This window comes from Chitinophaga eiseniae (assembly GCF_900167135.1).
GTDB classification, from domain to species: Bacteria; Bacteroidota; Bacteroidia; order Chitinophagales; family Chitinophagaceae; genus Chitinophaga; species Chitinophaga eiseniae.
The window spans coordinates 46104-67844 of record NZ_FUWZ01000002.1 but is presented as its reverse complement, the minus strand read 5'-3'; the positions used below and the strand labels follow the sequence as shown (position 1 = coordinate 67844).

Below are 21741 nucleotides of genomic sequence, written 5' to 3'. Positions count from 1 at the left end.
AGATGGTGTGTGATAGCGGCAAACAGGAGGCATTTTACGCCAACCTTTTTTGTTTATCCTTGAGCGTTTTCCAGGTAAGCGATCAGTTCTTCCGCTGTTTTTCGTGCTGTTCTGCCCACCCCGATCAGGGTGGCGGAGGCGAAGCCGGTCCACTGGCCGTATCCTACCAGCCATAATCCGGGCATGTCTGTGGCCATGGTACCACGGGTATTGATTTTGCCATTGGGCTGCATGATGCCCAGCGGCCGCAGATGCTCCAGCGCGGGCCGGAAGCCGGTGCAGAAGATAACGGTATCGACGGCTTCTTTTTGTCCGTTCTCCCACGCAATACCATCTTCATAAAAATAATCGAAGGCAGGCAGGTAATGTTGATAAACACCGCTGTCCCTGGCCGCTTTTACGGCTGGCACCATCACGATCTGCCCGAGGGAGGGCCGCTGAAAGTCCTTGCCTTGTTGCATGGCTTCATATTGCATGGTGGCGGCGTCAAAAAGGTATTTACCATCTATATGGTCCGGCAGGAAGGAGGGGGGCTGCCGGGTGATCCACAGGGTATCGGCTACGGGCGCCAGGTCGGCCAGTATCTGCGCGCCGGAGTTGCCTTCGCCCACTACGGCCACCCGCTGGCCGCGGAACGTGTAGGGCGACTGGTACCGGGAAGAGTGCAGGAGGGTGCCGCGGAAACGTTCTTTCCCCGGGATATCCGGAAAGTAGGGGTTGACGAAGCTGCCGGTGGCGCTGACCACCGCACGGGTGCGGTAGTCGCCAGCCGTGGTCTGCAAGCGGTAGCCATCAGCATCTTTCTCTACGGACAGCACTTTCACCGGTCTTTGTACGGGAAACTGGTAACGGTCTTCATACGCCCGCAGATATTGAATCGTTTCATCACGGGAGGGGTAGTACTGCTGCCCGCCAGGCATCAGCACGCCGGGCAATGAGCTCCATAGCGCCGGAGAGAAAAGGGACAGGGAATGCCAGCCATGCTGCCAGGAACCTCCCGGATGCGCTTCCCCGTCGAGCAGGAGAAACCGCTGGGAGGTGCGCCGGAGGTAGTAAGCTACGGCGAGCGCGCTCTGGCCGCCACCAATGATAATTACGTCGTATTCCATCCTGTGTAGTTTACAATAATAAAGGTAACCGGCCAAAAGGGTATTTCTTTTTTCAAAAAACAGAATTATATTCGATACAACGACATGTCAACCAAAAAAAGCAGGTGTTGTAACATATATTCGGGAAAAGCCTGTCCTGCTGCGAGAATTAATATCCACGTAATATTGAACGATTACTTTTGTAGAGACTGTTATATTCACTAGTTATGACCGTGCATAAACCAATCAATTCCTGTAAAGCCGGCGCCGTGGCCGATTTTGAGCAATCTGTGGGTGTTTACTGGAACAAGCTGCTGGCCATTGCTGTGGCCAAAACGAATGCACACGACGCGTTTGATATCGTGCAGGACATATTTCTTTCCCTGTGGGAGAAATGGGAAACCGCTCCTAAAGATGAAGGTCTTGAGTATTACCTTCTGCATGCCCTTAAGCTCCGTATATTTAAATATTATCGTACCGAAGGCCGTTACCAGGCGCACCTTAAACAGCTGGAAACATTATTGAATGATTCGCTGGAGACACCGGGTATTTTTGCCCAGGAAGACCGGTATGGCCTGCAGGAAGCCATTCTCAACGAAGCGCTGGACACCCTGTCGCCCAGCCAGCAGCAGCTGATGACGCTGCGGGTCCGTCATCATTATTCCTACCAGCAGATCGCCGGTATCCTGGATATAGACGCCGCCTCCGCCCGTGTGTTGTATTGCCGTGCCCTGAAGCAGGTAAAGACACATATTAAAGCTAATCCTTCCCTGTCGGTCAGCCTCGTATCCGCCTGGATGCTGTTTACAATTTCTTAACGTTGGCTGAGTTAACATTTCTTTCGCATCGGGTATTCTTAAGTAGATGACACCGCAAAATTATCCCGGGGCACAGGCCCTGTTAGAAAAATTTCATGCAGGGAAATGTACCCCTGAAGAGCTGGCGGTCCTGGACAAATGGTATAACGGTCTGGGAGCGGGGACGCCTGTCGACCTGGAAGGCCTGGAAGCAGACCTTCGGCGGCAACAGTTCCTGGCGGGCTTCCGGAGTACGTTGCCGGCAGATGATGCATCCGGGCAGCCACAGCATATGGTCGGCTACGGTAGCATACAGCCGGCAGACCATCCCTCCGGACAGCCCCCTGTGGATAACGCACCGGCACAGCAACCGGGTCCGCGGTTAGCATCCCGGGGTTGGTGGCGATGGGCCGCGGCAGCCAGTATCGTGCTGCTGGGCGGCGCTGGCTGGTTGTGGCAGCAACAACAGGGAGACCGACCCCTCCTGCCTGCATTGGCCGGTATGGTGACCGTCACCAACGAAACGGCCGGTATCAAAAAGGTAACATTGCCAGACAGCTCTCAGGTATGGTTAAACGCACATGCTTCCGTAGCCTGGAAAAAGGATTTTAACCGGCAGGAACGCAGCGTTACCCTCACCGGCGAAGGTTTCTTTGATGTGCATGCCAGCGCCGGAAATCCCTTTGTGGTACATACCCGTGATATGGCCATCCAGGTATTGGGCACCCGGTTCAATGTAGAAGCCTACGCCAGCGAAAGAAATACCCGTGTGTCGCTGCTGCAGGGCAAAGTACAGGTCAAAGCGCACCCGCGCAACGCCCGCCCGCTGATACTGCAGCCCGGCTATGCTGCCGCCTGCAACGCCAGCGATACCCTTTTGCAGGTCAGTGAAACCGACGCCGCTAAAGTAGCCGCCTGGAAAGACGGGGCTTTCACCGCTGCCGATATCCCGCTGAAAGATGCAGTGGAAAGGCTCTGCGACCGCTACGGCTACTCCGCCAGCTGGAAAAACCAACAAGGGATAGATAAAAATATTACCGTGATGTTCAAAACAGACAGTTTCACAGGAATGCTGGACAATATTTGTTATATCAGTCGTAAACAGTATAAAATTTCAGGTAGAGAGGTGACCATTTTTTAAAAAGCTACAACACTCCGAAAAACAATTATTATGAAAAGGAAATCTACAGTCTCGGACCATCAGGTCCGCAGCGGCGGGCTTACCATGTCAGGGATGAAACGCTTCCTGTTGCTGGGCTGCTGCCTGCTCCCTGCCACCATCGGTTTCGGCCGGCAAAACAGTCTCAACGAAAAAGTAAAGCTGGACATGTCCAACGCTTCTTTATCGCAGGTGCTAAAAGCATTAAGCAATCAAAGCAGCTTTACCTTTAATTATGTCAAACAGGATTTTGACAACATCCTGATCCGCGACTTCAAAGCCAACAACATCACCCTGAATGAAGCACTGCACCTGCTTCAGAACCAGTCCGGCATTGAATACAGCGTGAATGACAAAGCGATCCTGCTGCGCCGCGCACAACAGCAGCAAGAAGCTTCCCAGAACGGTAAACAGGTGGTGGCACGCCGTATCACCGGTCGTGTTACAACGGAGAACAATGAACCTATTCCCGGTGTCACGGTATGGGTGAAAGGCACTAAAAACAGGGCCATCACCGACGCGGACGGACGCTATGAACTCACCATCGACACCGAAAACCCCATCATCAGCTTCAGCTATGTAGGCTACCAGACCACCGAGCTCACACCGGGCAGCGGCAACACGCTCAACCTCGTGATGAAAAACGGGAACACTGCGCTGGACGAAGTGGTGGTCATCGGTTACGGTACCGCAAAAAAAAGTGACCTCTCCGCCGCGGTAGCGACAGTGCCGGATATGAAACAGATCAAGGAACGCCCTGTAATGGACGTTGGTAACATGATCCAGGGCAAAGTGCCAGGCATCACTGTTGTCAGCAACGGTGGCCATACCAGCAATTCCAATAATGTGGTGATCCGGGGTATGGGCTCCCGCGGAAAAGAAAGCGTGTTGTACGTGGTAGACGGTGTGCCTAACGCCCCTTACAACCCCGCCGACGTAGAATCTATCACCGTGTTGAAAGACGCCGCGTCTTCGGCTATTTACGGTGCTTTCGCCGGTTCTGCAGGCGTTATCCTCATCACTACCCGCCAGGCTGCCAAAGGCCTGCCGCAGGTGCAATACACCGGTTTTGTCGGCGCTAAACAGGCGTGGCGCACCCTCCAGTCGCTCAGCGCGGAAGACGAAGCCAAAGTATCCAACCTGGCTTATGCCAACGCAGGAAAACCGCCGTTACCGGGATGGGACGCTTCTCTCAACCCCTATGCACAGGTGACCCGCACCAACTGGATGAAGGAAATATTCCGCACCGGTATCATGCAACGGCATAACATCAGCGTAAACGCAGGATCGGATAAATTCTCCACCCTGTTCCAGGCACGCTACGAAAATGAAGAAGGAACACTGCTGAACACCTACAACAAAAATATTTCCCTTCGCTTCAACGCCAACTACGAGCTGTCAAAGCATGTAAAACTGCGCCAGGACATCTTCTGGAACAATAACGATAACCGCGATGCGGAAACCTCCAGCGGTTATACCGGCGTTATCCTCTCCGCTATCTATATGCCCCGCTCTGCCACCCCTTACTATGCGGATGGCTCCTTCGGCGGCGTAGGTCCCGTAGATTCCAAATACCTCGGTATCCATGGCGACGTGGTAAACCCCGTGGCCACCCTGCTGCGTAACCAGCCTTACAATAAGAAGAGCGATCTGCAGTCTGTGACCGAACTGACCGTCTCCGACATCCTTCCCGGCCTCTCCTACATATCCCGTTTCTCTTACCGCCAGACCGACGGCCTCTGGAAAAACTTTGAACCCAGAAGGCTGGAACCCGGTAAATCCAACGCACAGAACAAGCTGTCTTATGCTACTAACAGAGACTACAACTGGCTGTGGGAAAATACCCTCAACTACAACAAGATCATTAAGAAACACAATATCGGCGCTATGCTGTCTATGACAGGACAGGAGACCGGTAATCGCAACTTCGCCATCGCTGCCAGAGGATTTGAAAATGAATCCGACTGGGCGCGTTTCATGTCGCTGGCTTCAGTGTTTGATCAGGACCGTCCGACTGACGGAGAATGGAAAGACAGGAACGTTTCCTACGTGGGAAGGATTTCCTATAGCTGGGCCGATCGTTACTTTGTAACCGGTAGCTATCGCCGTGATATTGCCGGCCGGCTTCCGGCAGGTTATCGCGCACTGGATTTTCCCGGTGTTACCGGAGCATGGAAAATCAGCTCAGAACCCTTCTTCAGCTTACCGGCTGTTGACCTGCTGAAAATCCGCGCCAGCTGGGGACGTATCGGTAACATGCAGTCCGTGTTTATCAACTATCCTTATCCGCTGCTCGCGAACGACTTCACCTACCAGGTAGGCAACGGCGCTCCGCTGTCCAACGCCCTGTACATCGACAAACAATTTAATCCTACCCTTACCTGGGAAACCTCCCAGCAGACGGACATCGGTATCGATATCGCCCTGCTGAAACAACGTCTCACCATCACGGCTGATTATTTTGATAAACTGACTTACAACCTGATCAAACAACAGGATACTTACTGGCCGGCCACCTTCGGATTGTCCGCACCACTGATCAACCAAGGTAAAATTGGTAACAAAGGCTTTGAAGTAGCAGTAGGCTGGCAGGATAAAATCGGTCAGGTAGGGTATAACCTGAACGCTAATATCGCCACACTCAAAAACCGCGTGGTAGAAATTGACGAAAACCCTAACTCCGTATGGTTGCATGCTGATAATTGGAGAACAGTGCTCTCCCCGTACCGTTCAAAAGTAGGACAGCCTTACTATTCCTACTGGCTGATCCAGTCTGCCGGTATCTTCCAGTCAGACGCAGAAGTGAATGGCTATACAAAAGACGGGCAGAAGATCCAACCAAACGCCAAAGCCGGCGATCTGAAGTTCATCGATCAGAATGGAGACGGTAAAATTGACGATGGCGACCGCGTATATATGGGCGCTGCTTTCCCGAAACTGACGTACGGCTTTACTGCTAACCTTACCTGGAAGAACTTTGACCTGAGCCTGTTCCTACAGGGGGTGGGCGGCGTGAAACTGTTCAACGCCTTTAAACAATCCACGCTCAACGGTGCAGAACAGGGTTACAACCGCTGGGACAAAATCCTCGATGCCTGGTCTCCGGAAAATACCGGTTCCAATATCCCGCGTATCTCTGCAGAGGATCCCAACAAAAACTTCCAGACAGCATCTGACTGGTACCTCGAAAACGGTAACTACCTGCGCCTGAAAAACCTGCTGGTCGGTTATACTTTCGGCAAAATGCGCTGGAACAACGGTCTGCGTGTATACTTCAGCGGTGACAACCTGCTTACCTTCACCAAGTATACCGGTATGGACCCTGAAGTGGGCGGCATCGGCCTCGATGGCGGACAGTTCCCGGTTTCCCGTACCTATTCCCTGGGCCTTAATGTTAAATTCTGATCAAACTGACAATCATGAAAAAGAAATACATCTATATACCCGCACTGATGGCGCTGATGGCCGGCTGGAGCTCGTGCGCAGACAAATGGGTGGACACCAAACCTAACGGCGCGCCTTCCACCGCTTTCTTCTGGCAGAGCGATAACGACCTGCGTAAGGCTACCGCAGCCATGTATGTGGACATGAAAAACGAAAGCACCTGGGGCCGTGACCTGTTCTGGGTACAGGATGCCAGCGACGACCTGATCGTAGGACGTACCAAGGCGGACGGTGAAAATATCAAAAACTTCATTCCGAGCGGCCGTGAAGGCTACCTGACTGCTGGCTGGCGTGACCTCTACAATGTCATCAACAGGGCCAACCAGGCGATTGAAAATATCCCGAAAGCTGTCAACGTATCAGACGAAGTAAGGAAACGTTCTCTCGGCGAGGCATACTTTATGCGTGGTTTCGCGCATTTTTGGTTAGCCTACATGTACGGCCATAAAGACCAGGGTGTTCCGTTTGACGGACCGGAAAATGCGGAATACGGCAAACGTATACCACCGCAGCTGCGCTCTGTAACAGACAACTATGCACAGGTGATCAGCGATCTGCAGAAAGCGGCAGACATGCTGCCGTTGTTTGAAACCTATGGCGATGCCGACAAAGGCCGTGCACACAAAGCTGCAGCATGGGGCTATATGGTGAAAACCTATGCTTACTGGGCGCAGTTTGATAAAACCAAATGGCAGCCGATACCGGCTTTGTGCGATAAAATCCGTGATGAAGGCCACCGTGCGCTCATCACCGGAAAAGCCACCAACCGTGAAAACTACCAGGCTGTTTTCCGCGTGGCCAATAACTGGTCTTCCGAATACATCTGGTCTGTTAACTCCAGCATCCAGGGCGGTTCTGAATTCCCCGGGGTAATCCTGGAGAACAAAGGCTGGGGTAAATACAATGGCTGGGGCTATTTCCAGCCTACAGAGGAACTGTATGACGAATACGAAGCCAACGATCCGCGTCGTGAAGTCACCATCCTGAAATTCGGTGATGAGTTCACCTATATCGGCCAGAAGACGAAGTATTCTTCTACCAACAGCCTGTCCGGTTTCCAGATCAATAAATACATGGAGCCTTATGGTTATGGTTCCAACGGTGACATGGCCAGCAATACTTTCGCCAGTTCTAACCCGGATTACCCTACTACGGCGCTCAATCTGCCGCTGATGCGTTATGCGGAAGTGCTGTTGTTTAAAGCAGAAGCGCTGATCCAGCTGGGCCGTGGTGGTGAAGCTGCTGCGCCGCTCAACGAGGTAAGGGCCCGTGTAGGCCTGGCAGCCATTGCCAACCCCACGATGACCGATCTGAAACATGAACGCCGCGTGGAGCTGGCTTGTGAGTGGACAGACCGTTTTCATGATCTGAAAAGATGGGGTGACTATGACAAGATCAATGCGCCGCTGCATGGCCGTATTCACGCCAACCGTCAGGACCCTGCTTCTCCCTATACCATACAGGTGGTTTGGCCTGCCCGTAATTTCAGTCCGGCCAAACATATGGCATGGCCTATCAGCCCGGATGAAATTGCCCGTACCAACGGTCTCTACAAACAAACACCCGGCTGGTAATCTTCCTGTTACCATGTCATAACGACCAACAGCGGAATTTTTCCTTACAGCGGAAAAATTCCGCTGTCTGTTTTTGGCAGGTTGCCTATCTTTAAGCATAACCTGATCTGTTACTATGCTATTTTTTCTATTGGTCATAACAGCCGTAACGGCCGCGCTGATGGCGGGCCTGTTTTATGCCTACTCCTGTTCGGTGAATCCTGGCCTGGGCCGTTTGCCGGATGCTGCTTACCTGGCAGCGATGCAGTCTATTAACCGGGCTATTCTCAACCCGGTGTTTTTTGTGGGATTTATGGGACCGGTGTTTTTGCTGCCGCTGAGCACCTGGCTGGTGTTCCGGGAGGGAATGCAGTCGTCGGGATGGTGGCTGCTGGCAGCGGCGGTGACTTACCTGTTAGGCGTATTCGGTGTAACGATGGCGGGTAATGTGCCGTTGAACAATGCGCTGGACAAAGTGGCGCTGGAGGACAGCGCCGCGCTGGCCGCACACCGCGTACGTTTTGAACGGCCCTGGAACAGGCTGAATACCGTTCGTACAGTGTGCGCCATCGCTACCGTGACGCTGGTGATCGTCGCCTGTCTGTTATCCACGTTGTAACTTACTTTTATGATACATGGGGAGCCGGGCGCAAAAATACGCCCGGCTTTTTGCTGACGTTGCAGTTGCTCGTCGCTGTGCTGATATAAGTGGATGTTAGTTTTTCCGGAGATAACCAAACAAACCATGTTTCTCATCATCAGGGCCAGCTGTGAAGAACAGCTGATTGGGGGCGGAAGGCAGGTTGCTTTCCAGTGCCCATAAGCCGTCTATGATAACCGGGCCGTTGCCTTTCTGCAACTGTCCGAGATAAGTTCCTCTTGCATTGTAGGCATTGATATGACCGTCGCCGAAATTACCGATGAGAATTACACCGTCATTGAACGGCCATGTGCCGGAGCAGCCTTGTGTGATGCCCCAGGGTGAGTTAAGGGTGCCGCCGGAGGCGAACCTCCTGATGAGGGTGCCGTTGGTCCTGTAGATGTTCACATACCCGTTGCCTGGTCCGGCCTGATCATCTTTTTTGCCGGGTCCCTGTTTCGCGTAAGTAACGAAAAGCACGCCTTCGATGTTGCGGATATTGAACGGCGCAAAGCCTGCAGGGATAGCCGGATCATGGAAGGGTTTGGTGCTGACGTAATGATAGGCGGAATCAAATACATCGACGGTGCCATTGTGGAAATTGGTTGCATAGAGGTAAAGTTTGCCGCTGTCGATGGCCATTGCAATGCCTTTGTAAACAGCATTGAAGGAAGCGCGGTTGGCCTGTATCACCGCTGTATCGCCGGAAGTCCAGGATACGATCGTGCCTTCTTCCGTGGCATAGATAAAACGGGCACCCTTGAAGCTGGTAGTGCTGTTGAATACCACACCGGTAGGGGAGCCGGGATTTTTACCCAGGGGGGAAGGGATAAATACCGGTGCTCTGAGGGCAGCGCCGCTTTTATCGTAGATCACGCTGGAGCCGTTGCCGGCAGCGGAAATCCAAAAGGCGCCGGTGGCGCCCACAGCGATGCCCCAGGCATTCCGTAGTCGGGGGTCGATACGGCCTGCATTGTAACCATTCGTGTCTGCCACGAGATTGATTTGTTTGTAGGATTTACTCAGACAGTCACATTGAACACAGGCCTGGTGTGGGTCGCCTTTATGGCAGCTGGTGACTGTCAGCAGAAAGCTGATAACGGTGGCCGCCATGCCGGCCCGAAAGAGTTTTTGGGGTGTTCCGGTAGATGTTACCACTGCCGGCTGTTTTTTAAACAATGCACTCATGTGGATACTTTTTTAGAAGTGAAAGAATATAGCAAGGAGTGAAGGGGTGTCACAGGATAACCTTCGGGAAATGGGGTTTTCTGCCAGTCTCAGCGATCATCAATACCAAACACGGCTTTTTCCGGGGACGATTTTTCTAAAAAAGGTGAGATGAATAAATAAGGATTAACGGATAGGAAATGTTGTGTAAATATTAAAAAAAAATGCCGGGAAAGGTTGGGTGCGGTTAGGTGCCATACCGGGCTAATGCGGAATAGTTTAGAAACTGCTTCACCCTTACGGCTACACGCTGGAAGTGGTGCGGCTGCAACCAGACATCCTGCATCTCGATTGCGCACTCGGTTTTATCAGGAACGACCTGATGGTAGTGTGTGAGGAGGCGTTCAAAGATGGCATCCCCGAAAGGCCCCGCACCTGGGACCGTATCAACGTGACGTATAAAGAAGCGACCAACCTGGCCACGAACGGGCTGCCACTTAGCCCGGAGGTATATGTGACCGATCCGGTGTTCCGGCATATCGGCGATCAGATAGCCAGCCGCGGAGTTACCGTGGAATACGTGGATTTTCATATCACCCGCAGCCTGGGCGGTTCTTTTCGTTGCAGCACACAGCCTCTGTTACGTAAAAGCTGAGGCTTTAAAAGCAAGCACATCAATAATAACCTGAACAACCGCTGAAAAGCGGTTGTTCAGGTGGAAAAGGCCTCCCTGTCACATTTTCCGACATAATATCCCGCCTGTTGTGAATGTCTGCCTTCCAATGTATATTTGGTCATGAATGTTCGGAAGACTTACATGTTGTTCCCCTGGCTTACGACGAACCGATTGGTAAACGCTGTTTATTAGTATATTAATTTTATTGAATGCGTTTTTTTTCCGTGTCCTGTGATCAATGTTTTTATAAAAGCATATTGTGTTGGTTGGTCCCATTGTTGTTGACTTTGCCGATGGCGTGTAACCGTACCGGCAATGATAACGCCGATCATCCTGCTTATTTTAAACCTGTCTTTCAGCGAACGGACCTGCTGGTGCCGGGTCCTGCAGCCTTTCATATACTGGATTCCATTTACGCAAAATTTCCTAACCCCGGTCCTATGGACCTGGTATGGAAGTACAGATATAAACTGGATTACTACTGGATGAATCAGGTGGACCGCTACCGGGGAAGGATATATATAGACAGCATCCTGAAAGTGCTTTCCGGCAAAACCAACCGGCCGGGGTATGCAGCGGAATACGGCAGGGCCCTCATCTTCCTGGGGGATATCAACAGAGACGAGGGGAAACTGGACAATGCGTTGTCGTTGTATTACGAGGGCAGAACGTTTATTGAGCGTACCAGAGATACCTGTGCATTGGGAGAATACAGCGCCAAGCTGGCGATGGTGTACTATCAGCAACGGAAGTACGACATGGCGATTCCATATTTTAAAAACGCGTTCACAGAACTGGGCGCCTGCCGGGAAAAAACATTTTACCGGTTCAGTTATCAGCAGGGAGAGCTGGACAATGTTGCGCTGTGCTTTGACCGGCTGAACAACAAAGACAGTGCTTTGTACTATTATGACAGCGCACTGAAATATATCAACCTGCATAAACTCCCTTTCCTGAAAGTGGATAACTGGGCTGCTTTTTCAGCAGCTGCAGAAGGGGTCGTACTGGGTAACAAAGGTGATCTGCTGATTAGGCATGGAGATACGCTCACGGGTGAACAATTGCTAAGGAAGAGCATTGCTTTGAATTTGCTGCCTGGTGCCGAACCGAAGAACGCGCAGATCAATATGGGACATCTGATCAGTTTAAAACTGATGCAAAAAAAATTTCCGGAGGCGAAGGAGTGGTTGCTAAAAATGCGGGGAACGATTGATACGGTACCGGATAAAGGCTCGGAGCTATCCTGGATGGAATTGCAGTCCAGGTACTACGAGGCAACGGGTAACCTTACGGATGCTTTGGCGCTGTGGCGAAGCCACCGGCGTATGAAAGACTCGCTGACCATTGTCAGGGACCCTTTTCATGCGGTGGATGTAAAGACGCAGGTCAATTACCTGTCAGGCGAAATGGAATTGGACCTGCTGAAAAAGCAGAACGAGATAAAGAACACCTACCTCAGTATCATGTTGCTTTTTACACTGCTGGTAGTGATCATTGTAGTACTTATCTGGCAGAACTGGAAGCGGTCCAGCAAACAGACGGCTAAGCTGGAAAGCCTGAACAGGCTGATCTCCCGGCAGAACGAGCATCTCGAAAAAAGCTTGCGGGCGCTGGAGCAGAGCCAGCAGGATAACACCCGTATGCTGAAAGTAGTAGCCCACGACCTTCGTAACCCCGTTGGAAATATGATATCCATGGCCGATTTCCTGAGAAGTTACGGCAATATCACTGATCCGCAGAATACAGAAGCATTATACCTCATCCACCAGTCGGGCCATATGGCGTTGGAGCTGATCAGTAACCTGCTGTATATGAATGTGCGGGGAGATATCAGGAAAGAGCAGGTAGAAGTGGATGTTGCCCTGCGCTATTGTATCGACCTGGTAAAAACAAAAGCAAAAGAAAAAGAACAGCTGATTGTGGTGAATCTTTTCCAGGCGACCATCTGGGCCAGCCGTGAAAAAATATGGCGGGTATTCTCCAATCTTATTACCAATGCGGTGAAGTTCAGCCCCGTTGGTGGTGTGGTGGAAGTGGCTATGGCACTGGAAGACGCTGTGGTCCGTATTACAGTGCGGGATAATGGTATCGGTATTCCCGATCATCTGAAGGGAAGTATTTTTAATTTGTCGCAGGATGTAAAACGCCGTGGCACTATGGGAGAAGAGTCTTTCGGTTTCGGACTGGCGATCTCCAAACAAATTGTAGATGCCCACGGTGGCAGGATATGGTTTGAAAGCGAAGAAGGAAAAGGAACGGAGTTTATTGTGGAGCTGGAGAAATATGATGAAACGAATCACCGGTAATGAATCCTCTGCCTGATAAAAAAACGTACCCGAAAAGAAGTTACAGGAAGCCGTATAGCATCGCTATACGGCTTTCACTTTTTGGTGACTGTTCCCATAAAATAGCTTATTTTAGCAGGACAGGTATACTCCGCTGCCTATACCTGGACACTATCTATCCCTTTGACCGGAAGTCCCTGCTATCCCTATCAGATCAGAATATCGCCATATTGCTGTTGACAACCCTAATGAAACTGACTATCCATGGCTAGTATGATCAATGTTGTTACCAAAGAGCTCATTGTATTAACACCCTATTATGCCTTCGGACGGAATGCTGCTATCGTTCACAGATGTATTCCACAGCAGGATGTCTCTCAATCCCACGCTACCATTTTCTGGAACCGGGAAGGGTGGTTTCTCCGTGACCACAGCCGGAACGGAACGCTTATCGACAATGAGCTGCTGCGCCAGTCCATCCGCAAACTCAGCAGAAAACATCAGATACGTTTTGGCAGTACGGAAACAACCTGCTGGAATGTGATCGATCTGCAACCGCCTGCTCCTGGTCTGCACGGTTATCTGGAAGATACGATCGATCATTTCAACCTGACCCGCCATACCGTTTTCCTGTTTTTGCTCAGCAGTAATGAAGAACATATCCGTTTGCAGCTGAAGGTATCGGCAGACCAGCTCATTGATCTGGGCAGCAGGGCGCACAACTACCTGCTGCTGGCACTGGCACGCAAACGGCTGGCCGATCACCAGCTAAAGCAACGTCCGGAAGAACAGGGATGGATCTCCCTCGATGAACTCATCAGCGACATCTCCAAAGAGATGCGGAAAGAAATAGATGTTTATTTTATCAACCTACAGATTTTTCGCTTACGGAAACAGCTATACGAACAACTGTCTTTCGGGCAGATGTTTGCCAACGTTGTAGAAAGACGTATGGGAGAAGTCCGTTTAGGGCATCCTTATTTCAGTATCAGCAAGGGATCTGAAGATCTGGGCAGCATATTGCCCTGACAGGAAGGCTGCCTGAAAAACAGCAATGTATTCCTATGAAACCCTCAAAGCACGGCCCTTTTCCCTCCATGGAATATTACAGTATCGTGGAAACCCTGTTTGAAAGTATGCACAGCTGTGTATACAAAGCTATCCGGAAAAACACCCGTCAGTATGTGGCCATTAAACTGATAAAAGGAAATTCGTTGTCAGACCGGCAGCGGCAGGAGCGGTTTGAAAGAGAAGTAAGGATCTGTTCGGAGATCAATCATCCCTGTATCGTGAAGCTACTGGATACCGGCTACACCGGGGATCACATACCGTTTGTTGTTTTTGAATACATCGCGGGTATAACGCTCAAACAGTTTATTCAGCAACATGGAGTCATTCATCTGCCCCTGGCAGCGGAACTGATGGGGCAGGTGTTGGACGCATTGGCTTGCGCACATAGCATGGGGATCGTACACCGGGACCTGAAGCCGGAAAATATCATGATCACGCAGCCAGGTGCAAGGCCTTATGCCAAAGTGCTCGATTTCGGTATCAGTATTTTTACAGGAGATGGTTTTCCGGCAGATGACACGGCCGGCACCCCTGCTTATTGTGCGCCGGAGCAGCTGCGGGGAGAACCGCCCTCTGTACGGTCTGACCTGTATGCCTGGGGGCTGGTGCTGACAGAATGTATCACCGGTACCCCTGTTATCAGCGGTGGTACATTAACAGCGGTGTACGAGCAGCAGTTAAGCGCGGACCCTGTCCCACTACCAGGCTTTTTAACGGAGCATCCGCTTGGAAACCTGCTGCAACGGGTGCTGGAGAAAAAAGCGGTGGACCGGGCGGCAGACGCGCACCTGTTGCTGCAGGAGCTGGCAGCTACCGAATTAACCGTTCCGCCAATGGCGGCGGTTACCCATACGATGCGGAAGTTCTCTTCTATGGAAACCATGGACAACATGCTGTCATGGCACTACGAAAAAAGGGAAAAGCGGTTGGTAACCGTACTGTGCATAAAGCTGGAGACGGTAGCCTGTAAAGGGCTGCAGCCGGAGGAAGATGTACTGGAGGAGTTGCTGCATCGTCAGCTGCGGGGATGTGCTGCCATTGCCGCACGTTTTGGCGGTTTCGTCAAAGGAATGATGGCTGGTAACCTGTTGATTTATTTCGGTTATCCACAGGCCACCGACAACGACGCCCGCATGGCCTGCCGCACCGCGCTGGAAGTGTTGGGAGAGATGCAGCAGCACAACCTGCTGTTACATGAACAACAAAGGATAACGTTGGTAACCCGGCAAACGATCCATACCGGCATTATTATCTCCCGGGAGAACAGGGTGGCGGAAGGTACTACGCCCGGTACGGGATTTAACCTGCTGCAGGACACGCCGGCGGACCGTATACTCGTTACCGGTACCACCGCCGCATTGATAAGCCACTTTGCGGAGCTGGAGAAATGCCACCATCTCCCCGGAGAAGGATGTGTCGGGGTGCGGGAAACTTTTTACGTGTTGAAGGAACGCCGTGCGGAAGTTTTTTCCCGGCTGTATGCCACGGCAGCCAACCGCTCCATGCATGGGAGGGCCGAGGCGCTGGATACTATTATCCGCTGTTATGAACGGGTAGAGGAGACGCACAGGGAGGTGGTGCTGATAACCGGTGAGGCGGGCATTGGCAAATCCAGGCTAATGCTGGAGGCCAGGAAAAAAATGACAGGCGTCATGCTGATTGAACGCCGCTGTTTGCCGGAGCATAAACACCGGACTTTATTTCCCTTTATAGAAATCATCCGGCAGTACTATGGATTGTATCAGCAGGCAGGGGGGCGGGCCGTATCGCTGCTGGAACAGCTGTTGTCTGCCGCAGGCTGCGATTTGGCGGTTACCATGCCGGTGGTGCTGGCCTGTTTTGGCTGGCCGTTTACCGACTGTTATCCCCCTTCGCAGGCGGCGCCGGCAGACCAGAAACGGTTACTCTTCCAGGCATTGAAAAAATGTATGATCAACATCTCCCGGAAGAAAAAATATGTACTGCTGCTGGAAGACCTGCATTGGATGGATCCCGGTAGCCATGAGTTTTTAGCGGATATGATGGCGGACCGCGGACAGGGAGGGTGTATGTTTTTGCTTTCCGCCAGAACAAATTTTACGCCGTCATGGCATACTACTTTGTTTACCCGGCTCCCACTGGAACCACTGGACGAGCCGGCGGTAAAGGCTATGGTGGAGGAGCAGCTGGGGCATGGAAAAAAAATAGCGCCTGCCGCGCTGCACTATATCCTGCAACATACCGGCGGTGTACCGTTTTTTGTGGAAGAGTTGTTGCAGTTATTGTTGGCGGAAGGATGGCTGACATCGGCAGAGCATATTTATCATCTCATCAGGGAGAACCGGCTGCCGGGTGTGCCGCTTACCCTGAAGGAGCTGTTGCAGGCTAAACTGGACCAGGCGGGCGCCGCCAAAGAAACAGCGCAGCTGGCAGCTACTATAGGAAGGGAATTTTCTTCCCGGCTGCTGATAAAAGTGGCGATGAAAGAAGCCGGCAGCGTGTGGAAGGATTTACAGGTGCTGACGGCGGCGGATATCCTCATTCCGCTGCGGACAGAGAAAGGGCTGTACTATGTGTTTCGTCATATGCTTTTCTGCGAGGTAACATACGACAGTCAGTCGCCGCCTGCGCGGAAGCAGGCGCACGCCCGGATAGCGGAAGCGCTGATGGCATCGGTCCCTCCCGATGAACAGCCGGACGTGTTGCTGATGAATGAGCTCGCACAACATCTTCACGGCGCCGGTAATGTGGCAGCCGCTATTGAATGGCAGCTGACAGGCATACAGCAGCTGATCAGTACGTCGGCCAACCGGGAATGTATTTCCCTGTGCGAGCAGGCGCTGCAATGGCTGCGGGAGCTGCCGGCCGATCAGGTAGCTCTCCGTATATCACGCAAATCCTATGAAACCGTTTTGTCGGCCCGTTGAAATATGTTGAAATAGGAATTTTTTTTACTGCTGGTTAGCTTTGAAACATCAAGTCAATGGAGCTCCGGATTGACCATCACAGGCGGATACCGAAAAGCCTGAAAAGAGTAGGTAAGTACTTTAAAACTTAGTAAAATGGCAGAATATAGTTTATCTGTACAGTTTACCCAGGCGCAACTGGACGTATTGTATGCAACCGGTAGCAATGTGGTGGTGGCTAAACCCACCGGAGGCTCTGCCCCCAATGTCGCATGGCAGGTTTTCAGGCCCATGCGGTCCAACAAGCTGAGTTGGGGGGAAGAATATGGCATTTACGCTTCTACTTCCAAAGTGCAGAATGGCGCGAAGCTGGACCAATTATCCAGCGTGCCGGTGGGAGCAGCCATGAATAAATTGTACACCCTGGAACCTTCGGCCAATATTAAAGGTCCGGTGAGCGGAGGTTCTCCTGACGCGTATTCACTGCTCAACAAATACGATGCGCAGGATTATATGACAGTTGGCTTATATCAGGACGCTACCGTTAACGGAACAGATATTACAGGCAACGCGCTGTCGGCAGCTCCTGTGCTGCTGGCCAGCACCGCCACTATGACTCCCTTTACCACGGTTTACATCTGGCTTCAGTCGCAGGTACTCAGCAACACCGTTGTGACCCTGGTAACATCTCCCATGACCCAGCTCAAATATGGCGACGGGGTCAATAACTTGTCTGTAGCATATGACAGTGCTTCCGGTAAGTTCCTGTCTGCTGACAGCGCCAGGCATTTGGATGCTTATATCTTACACCTCGAGCCTGTTTTGTAAACCTCCACTGCCGGGGTATATTCCCTGGCTAAAAGAAGCACTATGGAAACTGTATGTGGTACTGTTACGACGCAGTCCCTGTTACTGGCTATGCAACAAAGAAACCTTGTCTATAACTACGATTTCCGGTATTACAGCAATAAAGTCGTAATCGGGAATGATGTGACCTACAATTCCCCTGATGGCTGGATATACCTTGATCCCGGCAGAAATGGCAAGATCGGCTTTGACCCGGCCAGCAACACCTGTATCATTACAAAAAGTGAGGATAACAGCCCAATGCGTTTTGCTCAGGCCCTCCATGAATTCCCGCGCTGGCAATCCGTGCTCGCTGGCAAAGAGGTAACGGCAAAGGCTATACTGAACATTCCTTCCGGTGCGGAAGTAACATTTTCGCTGACGGATGGAACAGATGCCTGCACAATGTCCCGTAAGGGCAGTGGTCTGACAGAGATGGTGGTCCACCTGGTCATCAACCCGAAGTCTACTGCCGTATTGCTAACGGTGGGTTGTGCCACACCTTTTGCCAGGATCGCTATTTACAGCATATGTGCCAATGTGGGTGAGGTGGCGCTGGACAGTCTTCCCTGCACGGTGCAGGGAATTATCGGAGAACGTAAGCAATATATCGCTACCGATAATCCTCCGGCAGAAGAATTGTCGCTCTGTAATCCGGCAACGGAACTGGGCCCTGACTTTTCCCGGTTGAACAGTGTCATCAACGGCCGTTTTGGCACCGGCACTAACAAGCGGTCGCTGTTGCCCGATATGCGCGGATATTTCAGCAGGGCCTGGGACCATGGTGCAGGCACCGATCCGGATGCCGGTCAGCGTAAACCACTCGGTGGTACGATCAAAGGCGATAATGTGGGAACCCTGGAAGAAGATGAATTCCTCAAGCATGACCATCAGCTTTTATTCTCTACAGATAAACCCATCCTCACCGGTAAAGAGGGATCGGCCACCATTATCAACACCAGTAATACCTCCAATACAAAACCCGCAGGAGGTAAAGAGACAAGGCCCAAAAATCTGGCAGAGTTGTTCACGATCAAGTGGGCCTGATATTTTCAACCCTTTAATCCCAGCTAATTATGGCAGACTTCACCCTACGATGGGCTAACCGGTCCCAATCTACACAGGACTGGATCATTAGCATTCCTGATTCATTCACGCTCCCTCCCGATTATGTACGGGAAGCTGCAGTAACTATCAATAACAATTATACTTTCCAGATAGCGGTAAGCACCGAAGGAGGTTTCGCAGCCGCGAACCTTACCTACAACAGTGCCAGCGGCAACTGGACCCTCCAGAGTGTTACGCCCAACGAGTGGCGCCTCAGTCAGGGTAATGGGTATGTGACAGTCGCCTGTCTGCTGAATGATGTATATGTAGGCGGAGTGGCATACACCGCATCCAAAGCGGTATCGGAGACAACAAGTGCCAAAGGCGGCTATCCGGCATATCAGCTTTACCAGGATAACACCGGAACGGTCTATTGCACACCCGTTAAAGTAAAAAGCCATGCTGTCGGCGCCCAATGGGTAAAAGACTGTTTGGCAGCACATCCCGGCACCAGCTGCGATGGCAAGCCCTGGCTCAGTGATGACCAGGAAGGGGTTATCTGGCCCTGACACAGTTTGTTGGATGTATGCAGATGCACGCGCCGTATTCTTCCTCCGGGAAGAATGCGGCGTATTTTATACCACCGGAAAATATACCCGCCGCCGAACAGAGGGATTTTCATGTTTTCCGCGTTATATAAGCGGAAAAACCTAAAGGCTTTACACCATGCGTGCTTTCTATACGATTCTCACCCTGGCCGTTATTGGACTGTTCACATTTGCTTCCTGCAGTAAAAACGAGCAGCCGCCGGTCAGTAATAACCATGAATGCGATACCTCTGCTCCCGTGATGGGAGAGGTCAATTACCGCGACGAACTGCGTGACTTCATCCAGGAGATCAGCGGCTGGGCGCGGGCGCGGAAGCCGGGCTTTATCGTGGTGGCGCAGAACAGTACCGAGTTGCTGACGACCACCGGCGACACCTCTGACCCTGTGATACCTGATTACCTCAACGCCATCGATGGCATCGGCAGAGAGGAACTGTATTATGGATATGAAAACCAGGATAATGCCATGACCCCCGATGATGTGACCGCAGAATGGGTACGGTTCGGGAAAAGGGCCGTTGCCAACCACCTTACGGTCATGGCCACCGATTATTGCAGCACGCCTGCCTATATGACCGCTTCCTATCAAAAGAATGAAGACAACGGATTTATCTCCTTTGCCACCGCCAGCCGCCAGTTGCAAACCATCCCCACCAGCGCTCCGTACCGGGAAAACACCAATAATATCAACACCCTGGCAGACGCTAAAAATTTCCTCTACCTGATTTTTCCGGACGACCAATATATCAGCCAGCTGAAAGCAACCAACTACGACGTGCTCGTCATCGATGCGTTCCCGCCGGAAGGAGGCGCCAACACCTGGACCCCCGCCCAGATCAATTCCCTTAAAGTGAAGAAGAATGGCGGTAAAAGACTGGTGCTGGCCTATATGAGCATGGGACAGGCGGAAGATTACCGTTGGTACTGGAACCCCGACTGGCTGAAGCATAAACCCGACTGGCTGGGAGCCATAGACGGCGACTGGGAAGGCAACTATTATGTACGCTACTGGATGCCGGAATGGAAAGCCCTTATCTATGGCAACGCCGATTCCTATACACAGAAATTAATCAATGCCGGTTTTGACGGGACTTATTTAGATCCGGTAGATGCTTCGGGATATTGGGAGAACCCGGAGTAGGACAGTAAAGAGATGAATGCCGGTAGACGGTATCAATCCGGAAGTCTGTAACATAATGCTAATAGTGTTCATGTGATGATTTTTTTCAGTTCTGCTTTTGTTGGCAGGTATAATTTGTATTCTTTGGCGAAAACGGTCCTATTATCCTTGGGTAAAGTGATTTCAATGACTGCATCACTTTTATCTTTACAGATAATGATGCCGACTGTTGGCTTTTCATGTACAACTTTTACATATCGATCGTAGTAGTTTACATACATCTGCATTTGACCAATATCCTGATGTCGTAGCTTTCCAATCTTCAAATCAATTAATACAAAGCATTGTAGGAGACGATTGTATAGAACCAGATCTGCAAAAAAAACTTTCTTCATCAAAAGAAAACCTGACTTGTCTGCCCTGGAAAAGAAAACCTTTTCCCATCTCAAGCAAAAAATGTTCAATTTTATCGATAATAGCCTTTTCGAGATCAGACGCTGTATAATTACTTTTTCCTTCCAGTCCTAAAAATTCCAGTATATAAGGAGTTTTCAGAATGTCCTCCGGTTTTTCCACTATTTGGCCCTTTCGGGCCAGTTCTTGTATTCTCTTTTTGTCTTTACTCAGGACCAGCCTTTCAAAGAGACTACTGTTGATTTGACGTTGTAACTCTCTTACGCCCCAGTTGTTATGTGTAGCTTCTATTTCGTAGAATGAACGTTCATTTTTCTCTTTTATTCTGCATAATAGCACGTAGTGAGACCAGGACAGAGGGAAAGCCTTGTCAGTAGGTTTTTTTAGCTGAATTTTATGCTGAGTGGCAAATTCCGCAGACACTGTCTGCGGAATTGTCACTTGTTTCTGACGATTTTTATATATTAAAAAGAAAGCTCTAATCTGCTCCAGATTTCTTTCAGAGAACCCGTTGCCAAACTTTTTACAAAGGGCCTTGCTCAGATGTTTGATTGTCGATGCTCCATAAGTGGCTTTGGGTTGACCCTTTTGTTCGTGTTCAACAATTAGATATCCGAGATAAAAATAAGTGAGCACCATCAGGCTATTGGTTTGTTTGACAGCCTGATGCCTGGCTGCCTCCAACAGGCTTACAGCCTGCTTTATCAGTAATGTATTAGTGGTCATGAATTAGATCGGTTTTGAACTCTTTTGAAATGCTGGAAAGGCATATGAGGAATAAAATCTGTCCTGCCTGCGATTAGCGCTTGTTCAGAAAGTAGTGTGGAATCGGGAATCTTAAAATCGGTATCCAGGTGAGGTTTGAAATCTCGTTCTATAAAAGTTAAGAGTTTTCTGATGTTGTTGTGAATGATCTCAAGAAGATTGTCCCATGTTGTTTC

At 50.9% G+C, this 21741-nt stretch carries 16 protein-coding genes and 1 pseudogene; 13 read left to right on the top strand and 4 right to left on the bottom strand.

Annotation, left to right across the window (positions count from 1 at the left end):
* Positions 1–53: 53 nt before the first annotated feature.
* Entirely contained in the window at positions 54–1109 is a 1056-nt protein-coding gene (locus B5D63_RS09875) for an ArsO family NAD(P)H-dependent flavin-containing monooxygenase (protein ID WP_078668658.1), read from the bottom strand.
* Between the two features lie 206 nt (positions 1110–1315).
* On the opposite strand from B5D63_RS09875, the gene B5D63_RS09870 reads away from it, so the two are divergent.
* From B5D63_RS09870 to B5D63_RS09850, 5 genes are all read left to right on the top strand, one after another.
* Positions 1316–1906 (top strand): RNA polymerase sigma factor, encoded by a 591-nt coding sequence (locus B5D63_RS09870; protein ID WP_078668657.1) that lies wholly within the window; start codon positions 1316–1318, stop codon positions 1904–1906.
* Positions 1907–1952: 46 nt separating this feature from the next.
* Positions 1953–3026 (top strand): FecR family protein, encoded by a 1074-nt coding sequence (locus B5D63_RS09865; protein WP_078668656.1) that lies wholly within the window; start codon positions 1953–1955, stop codon positions 3024–3026.
* Between the two features lie 30 nt (positions 3027–3056).
* The gene (locus B5D63_RS09860; protein WP_235021501.1) at positions 3057–6449 is read left to right on the top strand and encodes a SusC/RagA family TonB-linked outer membrane protein; all 3393 of its coding nucleotides are present in this window, start codon (positions 3057–3059) and stop codon (positions 6447–6449) included.
* Between the two features lie 14 nt (positions 6450–6463).
* Positions 6464–8062 (top strand): RagB/SusD family nutrient uptake outer membrane protein, encoded by a 1599-nt coding sequence (locus tag B5D63_RS09855; RefSeq protein ID WP_078668655.1) that lies wholly within the window; start codon positions 6464–6466, stop codon positions 8060–8062.
* 115 nt (positions 8063–8177) lie between these two features.
* On the top strand, positions 8178–8660 hold the full coding sequence (locus B5D63_RS09850; RefSeq protein WP_078668654.1) for an anthrone oxygenase family protein: 483 nt from the start codon (positions 8178–8180) through the stop codon (positions 8658–8660).
* 96 nt (positions 8661–8756) lie between these two features.
* On the opposite strand, the gene B5D63_RS09845 is transcribed toward B5D63_RS09850, so the two are convergent.
* Entirely contained in the window at positions 8757–9869 is a 1113-nt protein-coding gene (locus B5D63_RS09845; protein ID WP_078668653.1) for a TIGR03118 family protein, read from the bottom strand.
* Positions 9870–10167: 298 nt separating this feature from the next.
* Between B5D63_RS09845 and B5D63_RS09840 the strand changes: the two genes are divergently transcribed.
* The 8 genes from B5D63_RS09840 (at position 10168) to B5D63_RS09800 (ending at position 20407) form a co-directional block, all read left to right on the top strand.
* Positions 10168–10503: a hypothetical protein gene (locus B5D63_RS09840; RefSeq protein WP_200816979.1), complete on the top strand. Its 336-nt coding sequence runs from the start codon at positions 10168–10170 to the stop codon at positions 10501–10503.
* A gap of 314 nt (positions 10504–10817) precedes the next feature.
* Positions 10818–12830 carry a tetratricopeptide repeat-containing sensor histidine kinase gene (locus B5D63_RS09835; RefSeq protein ID WP_159455968.1) on the top strand — a complete coding sequence of 671 codons (2013 nt, stop codon included), beginning with the start codon at positions 10818–10820 and terminating at the stop codon, positions 12828–12830.
* Positions 12831–13073: 243 nt separating this feature from the next.
* Positions 13074–13838: an FHA domain-containing protein gene (locus B5D63_RS09825; RefSeq protein WP_078668649.1), complete on the top strand. Its 765-nt coding sequence runs from the start codon at positions 13074–13076 to the stop codon at positions 13836–13838.
* A gap of 35 nt (positions 13839–13873) precedes the next feature.
* Complete coding sequence (locus B5D63_RS09820; protein ID WP_078668648.1) at positions 13874–16786, top strand: protein kinase domain-containing protein; 2913 nt, start codon at positions 13874–13876, stop codon at positions 16784–16786.
* Between the two features lie 135 nt (positions 16787–16921).
* Positions 16922–17593: a hypothetical protein gene (locus tag B5D63_RS09815; RefSeq protein ID WP_078668647.1), complete on the top strand. Its 672-nt coding sequence runs from the start codon at positions 16922–16924 to the stop codon at positions 17591–17593.
* Between the two features lie 42 nt (positions 17594–17635).
* Positions 17636–18658 (top strand): hypothetical protein, encoded by a 1023-nt coding sequence (locus tag B5D63_RS09810; RefSeq protein ID WP_078668646.1) that lies wholly within the window; start codon positions 17636–17638, stop codon positions 18656–18658.
* Positions 18659–18687: 29 nt separating this feature from the next.
* Positions 18688–19227 (top strand): hypothetical protein, encoded by a 540-nt coding sequence (locus tag B5D63_RS35275; protein ID WP_200816978.1) that lies wholly within the window; start codon positions 18688–18690, stop codon positions 19225–19227.
* Between the two features lie 157 nt (positions 19228–19384).
* Positions 19385–20407, top strand: coding sequence for an endo alpha-1,4 polygalactosaminidase (locus B5D63_RS09800; protein WP_078668645.1), 1023 nt, complete (start codon positions 19385–19387; stop codon positions 20405–20407).
* Positions 20408–20475: 68 nt separating this feature from the next.
* On the opposite strand, the gene B5D63_RS35710 is transcribed toward B5D63_RS09800, so the two are convergent.
* A complete protein-coding gene (locus B5D63_RS35710) occupies positions 20476–20835 on the bottom strand; it encodes a PDDEXK nuclease domain-containing protein (RefSeq protein ID WP_394333848.1) in 360 nt (119 codons plus the stop codon).
* 64 nt (positions 20836–20899) lie between these two features.
* Positions 20900–21439: pseudogene (locus tag B5D63_RS09795) on the bottom strand (DUF1016 N-terminal domain-containing protein); the annotation flags it as partial.
* Positions 21440–21741 lie beyond the last annotated feature (302 nt).

Bases quoted from the DNA above. Each gene is read 5' to 3' on its own strand.
- B5D63_RS09875 (WP_078668658.1), bottom strand. From the start codon at position 1,109: ATGGAATACGACGTAATTATCATTGGTGGCGGCCAGAGCGCGCTCGCC.
- B5D63_RS09870 (WP_078668657.1), top strand. From the start codon at position 1,316: ATGACCGTGCATAAACCAATCAATTCCTGTAAAGCCGGCGCCGTGGCC.
- B5D63_RS09865 (WP_078668656.1), top strand. From the start codon at position 1,953: ATGACACCGCAAAATTATCCCGGGGCACAGGCCCTGTTAGAAAAATTT.
- B5D63_RS09860 (WP_235021501.1), top strand. From the start codon at position 3,057: ATGAAAAGGAAATCTACAGTCTCGGACCATCAGGTCCGCAGCGGCGGG.
- B5D63_RS09855 (WP_078668655.1), top strand. From the start codon at position 6,464: ATGAAAAAGAAATACATCTATATACCCGCACTGATGGCGCTGATGGCC.
- B5D63_RS09850 (WP_078668654.1), top strand. From the start codon at position 8,178: ATGCTATTTTTTCTATTGGTCATAACAGCCGTAACGGCCGCGCTGATG.
- B5D63_RS09845 (WP_078668653.1), bottom strand. From the start codon at position 9,869: ATGAGTGCATTGTTTAAAAAACAGCCGGCAGTGGTAACATCTACCGGA.
- B5D63_RS09835 (WP_159455968.1), top strand. From the start codon at position 10,818: ATGGCGTGTAACCGTACCGGCAATGATAACGCCGATCATCCTGCTTAT.
- B5D63_RS09825 (WP_078668649.1), top strand. From the start codon at position 13,074: ATGGCTAGTATGATCAATGTTGTTACCAAAGAGCTCATTGTATTAACA.
- B5D63_RS09820 (WP_078668648.1), top strand. From the start codon at position 13,874: ATGAAACCCTCAAAGCACGGCCCTTTTCCCTCCATGGAATATTACAGT.
- B5D63_RS09815 (WP_078668647.1), top strand. From the start codon at position 16,922: ATGGCAGAATATAGTTTATCTGTACAGTTTACCCAGGCGCAACTGGAC.
- B5D63_RS09810 (WP_078668646.1), top strand. From the start codon at position 17,636: ATGGAAACTGTATGTGGTACTGTTACGACGCAGTCCCTGTTACTGGCT.
- B5D63_RS35275 (WP_200816978.1), top strand. From the start codon at position 18,688: ATGGCAGACTTCACCCTACGATGGGCTAACCGGTCCCAATCTACACAG.
- B5D63_RS09800 (WP_078668645.1), top strand. From the start codon at position 19,385: ATGCGTGCTTTCTATACGATTCTCACCCTGGCCGTTATTGGACTGTTC.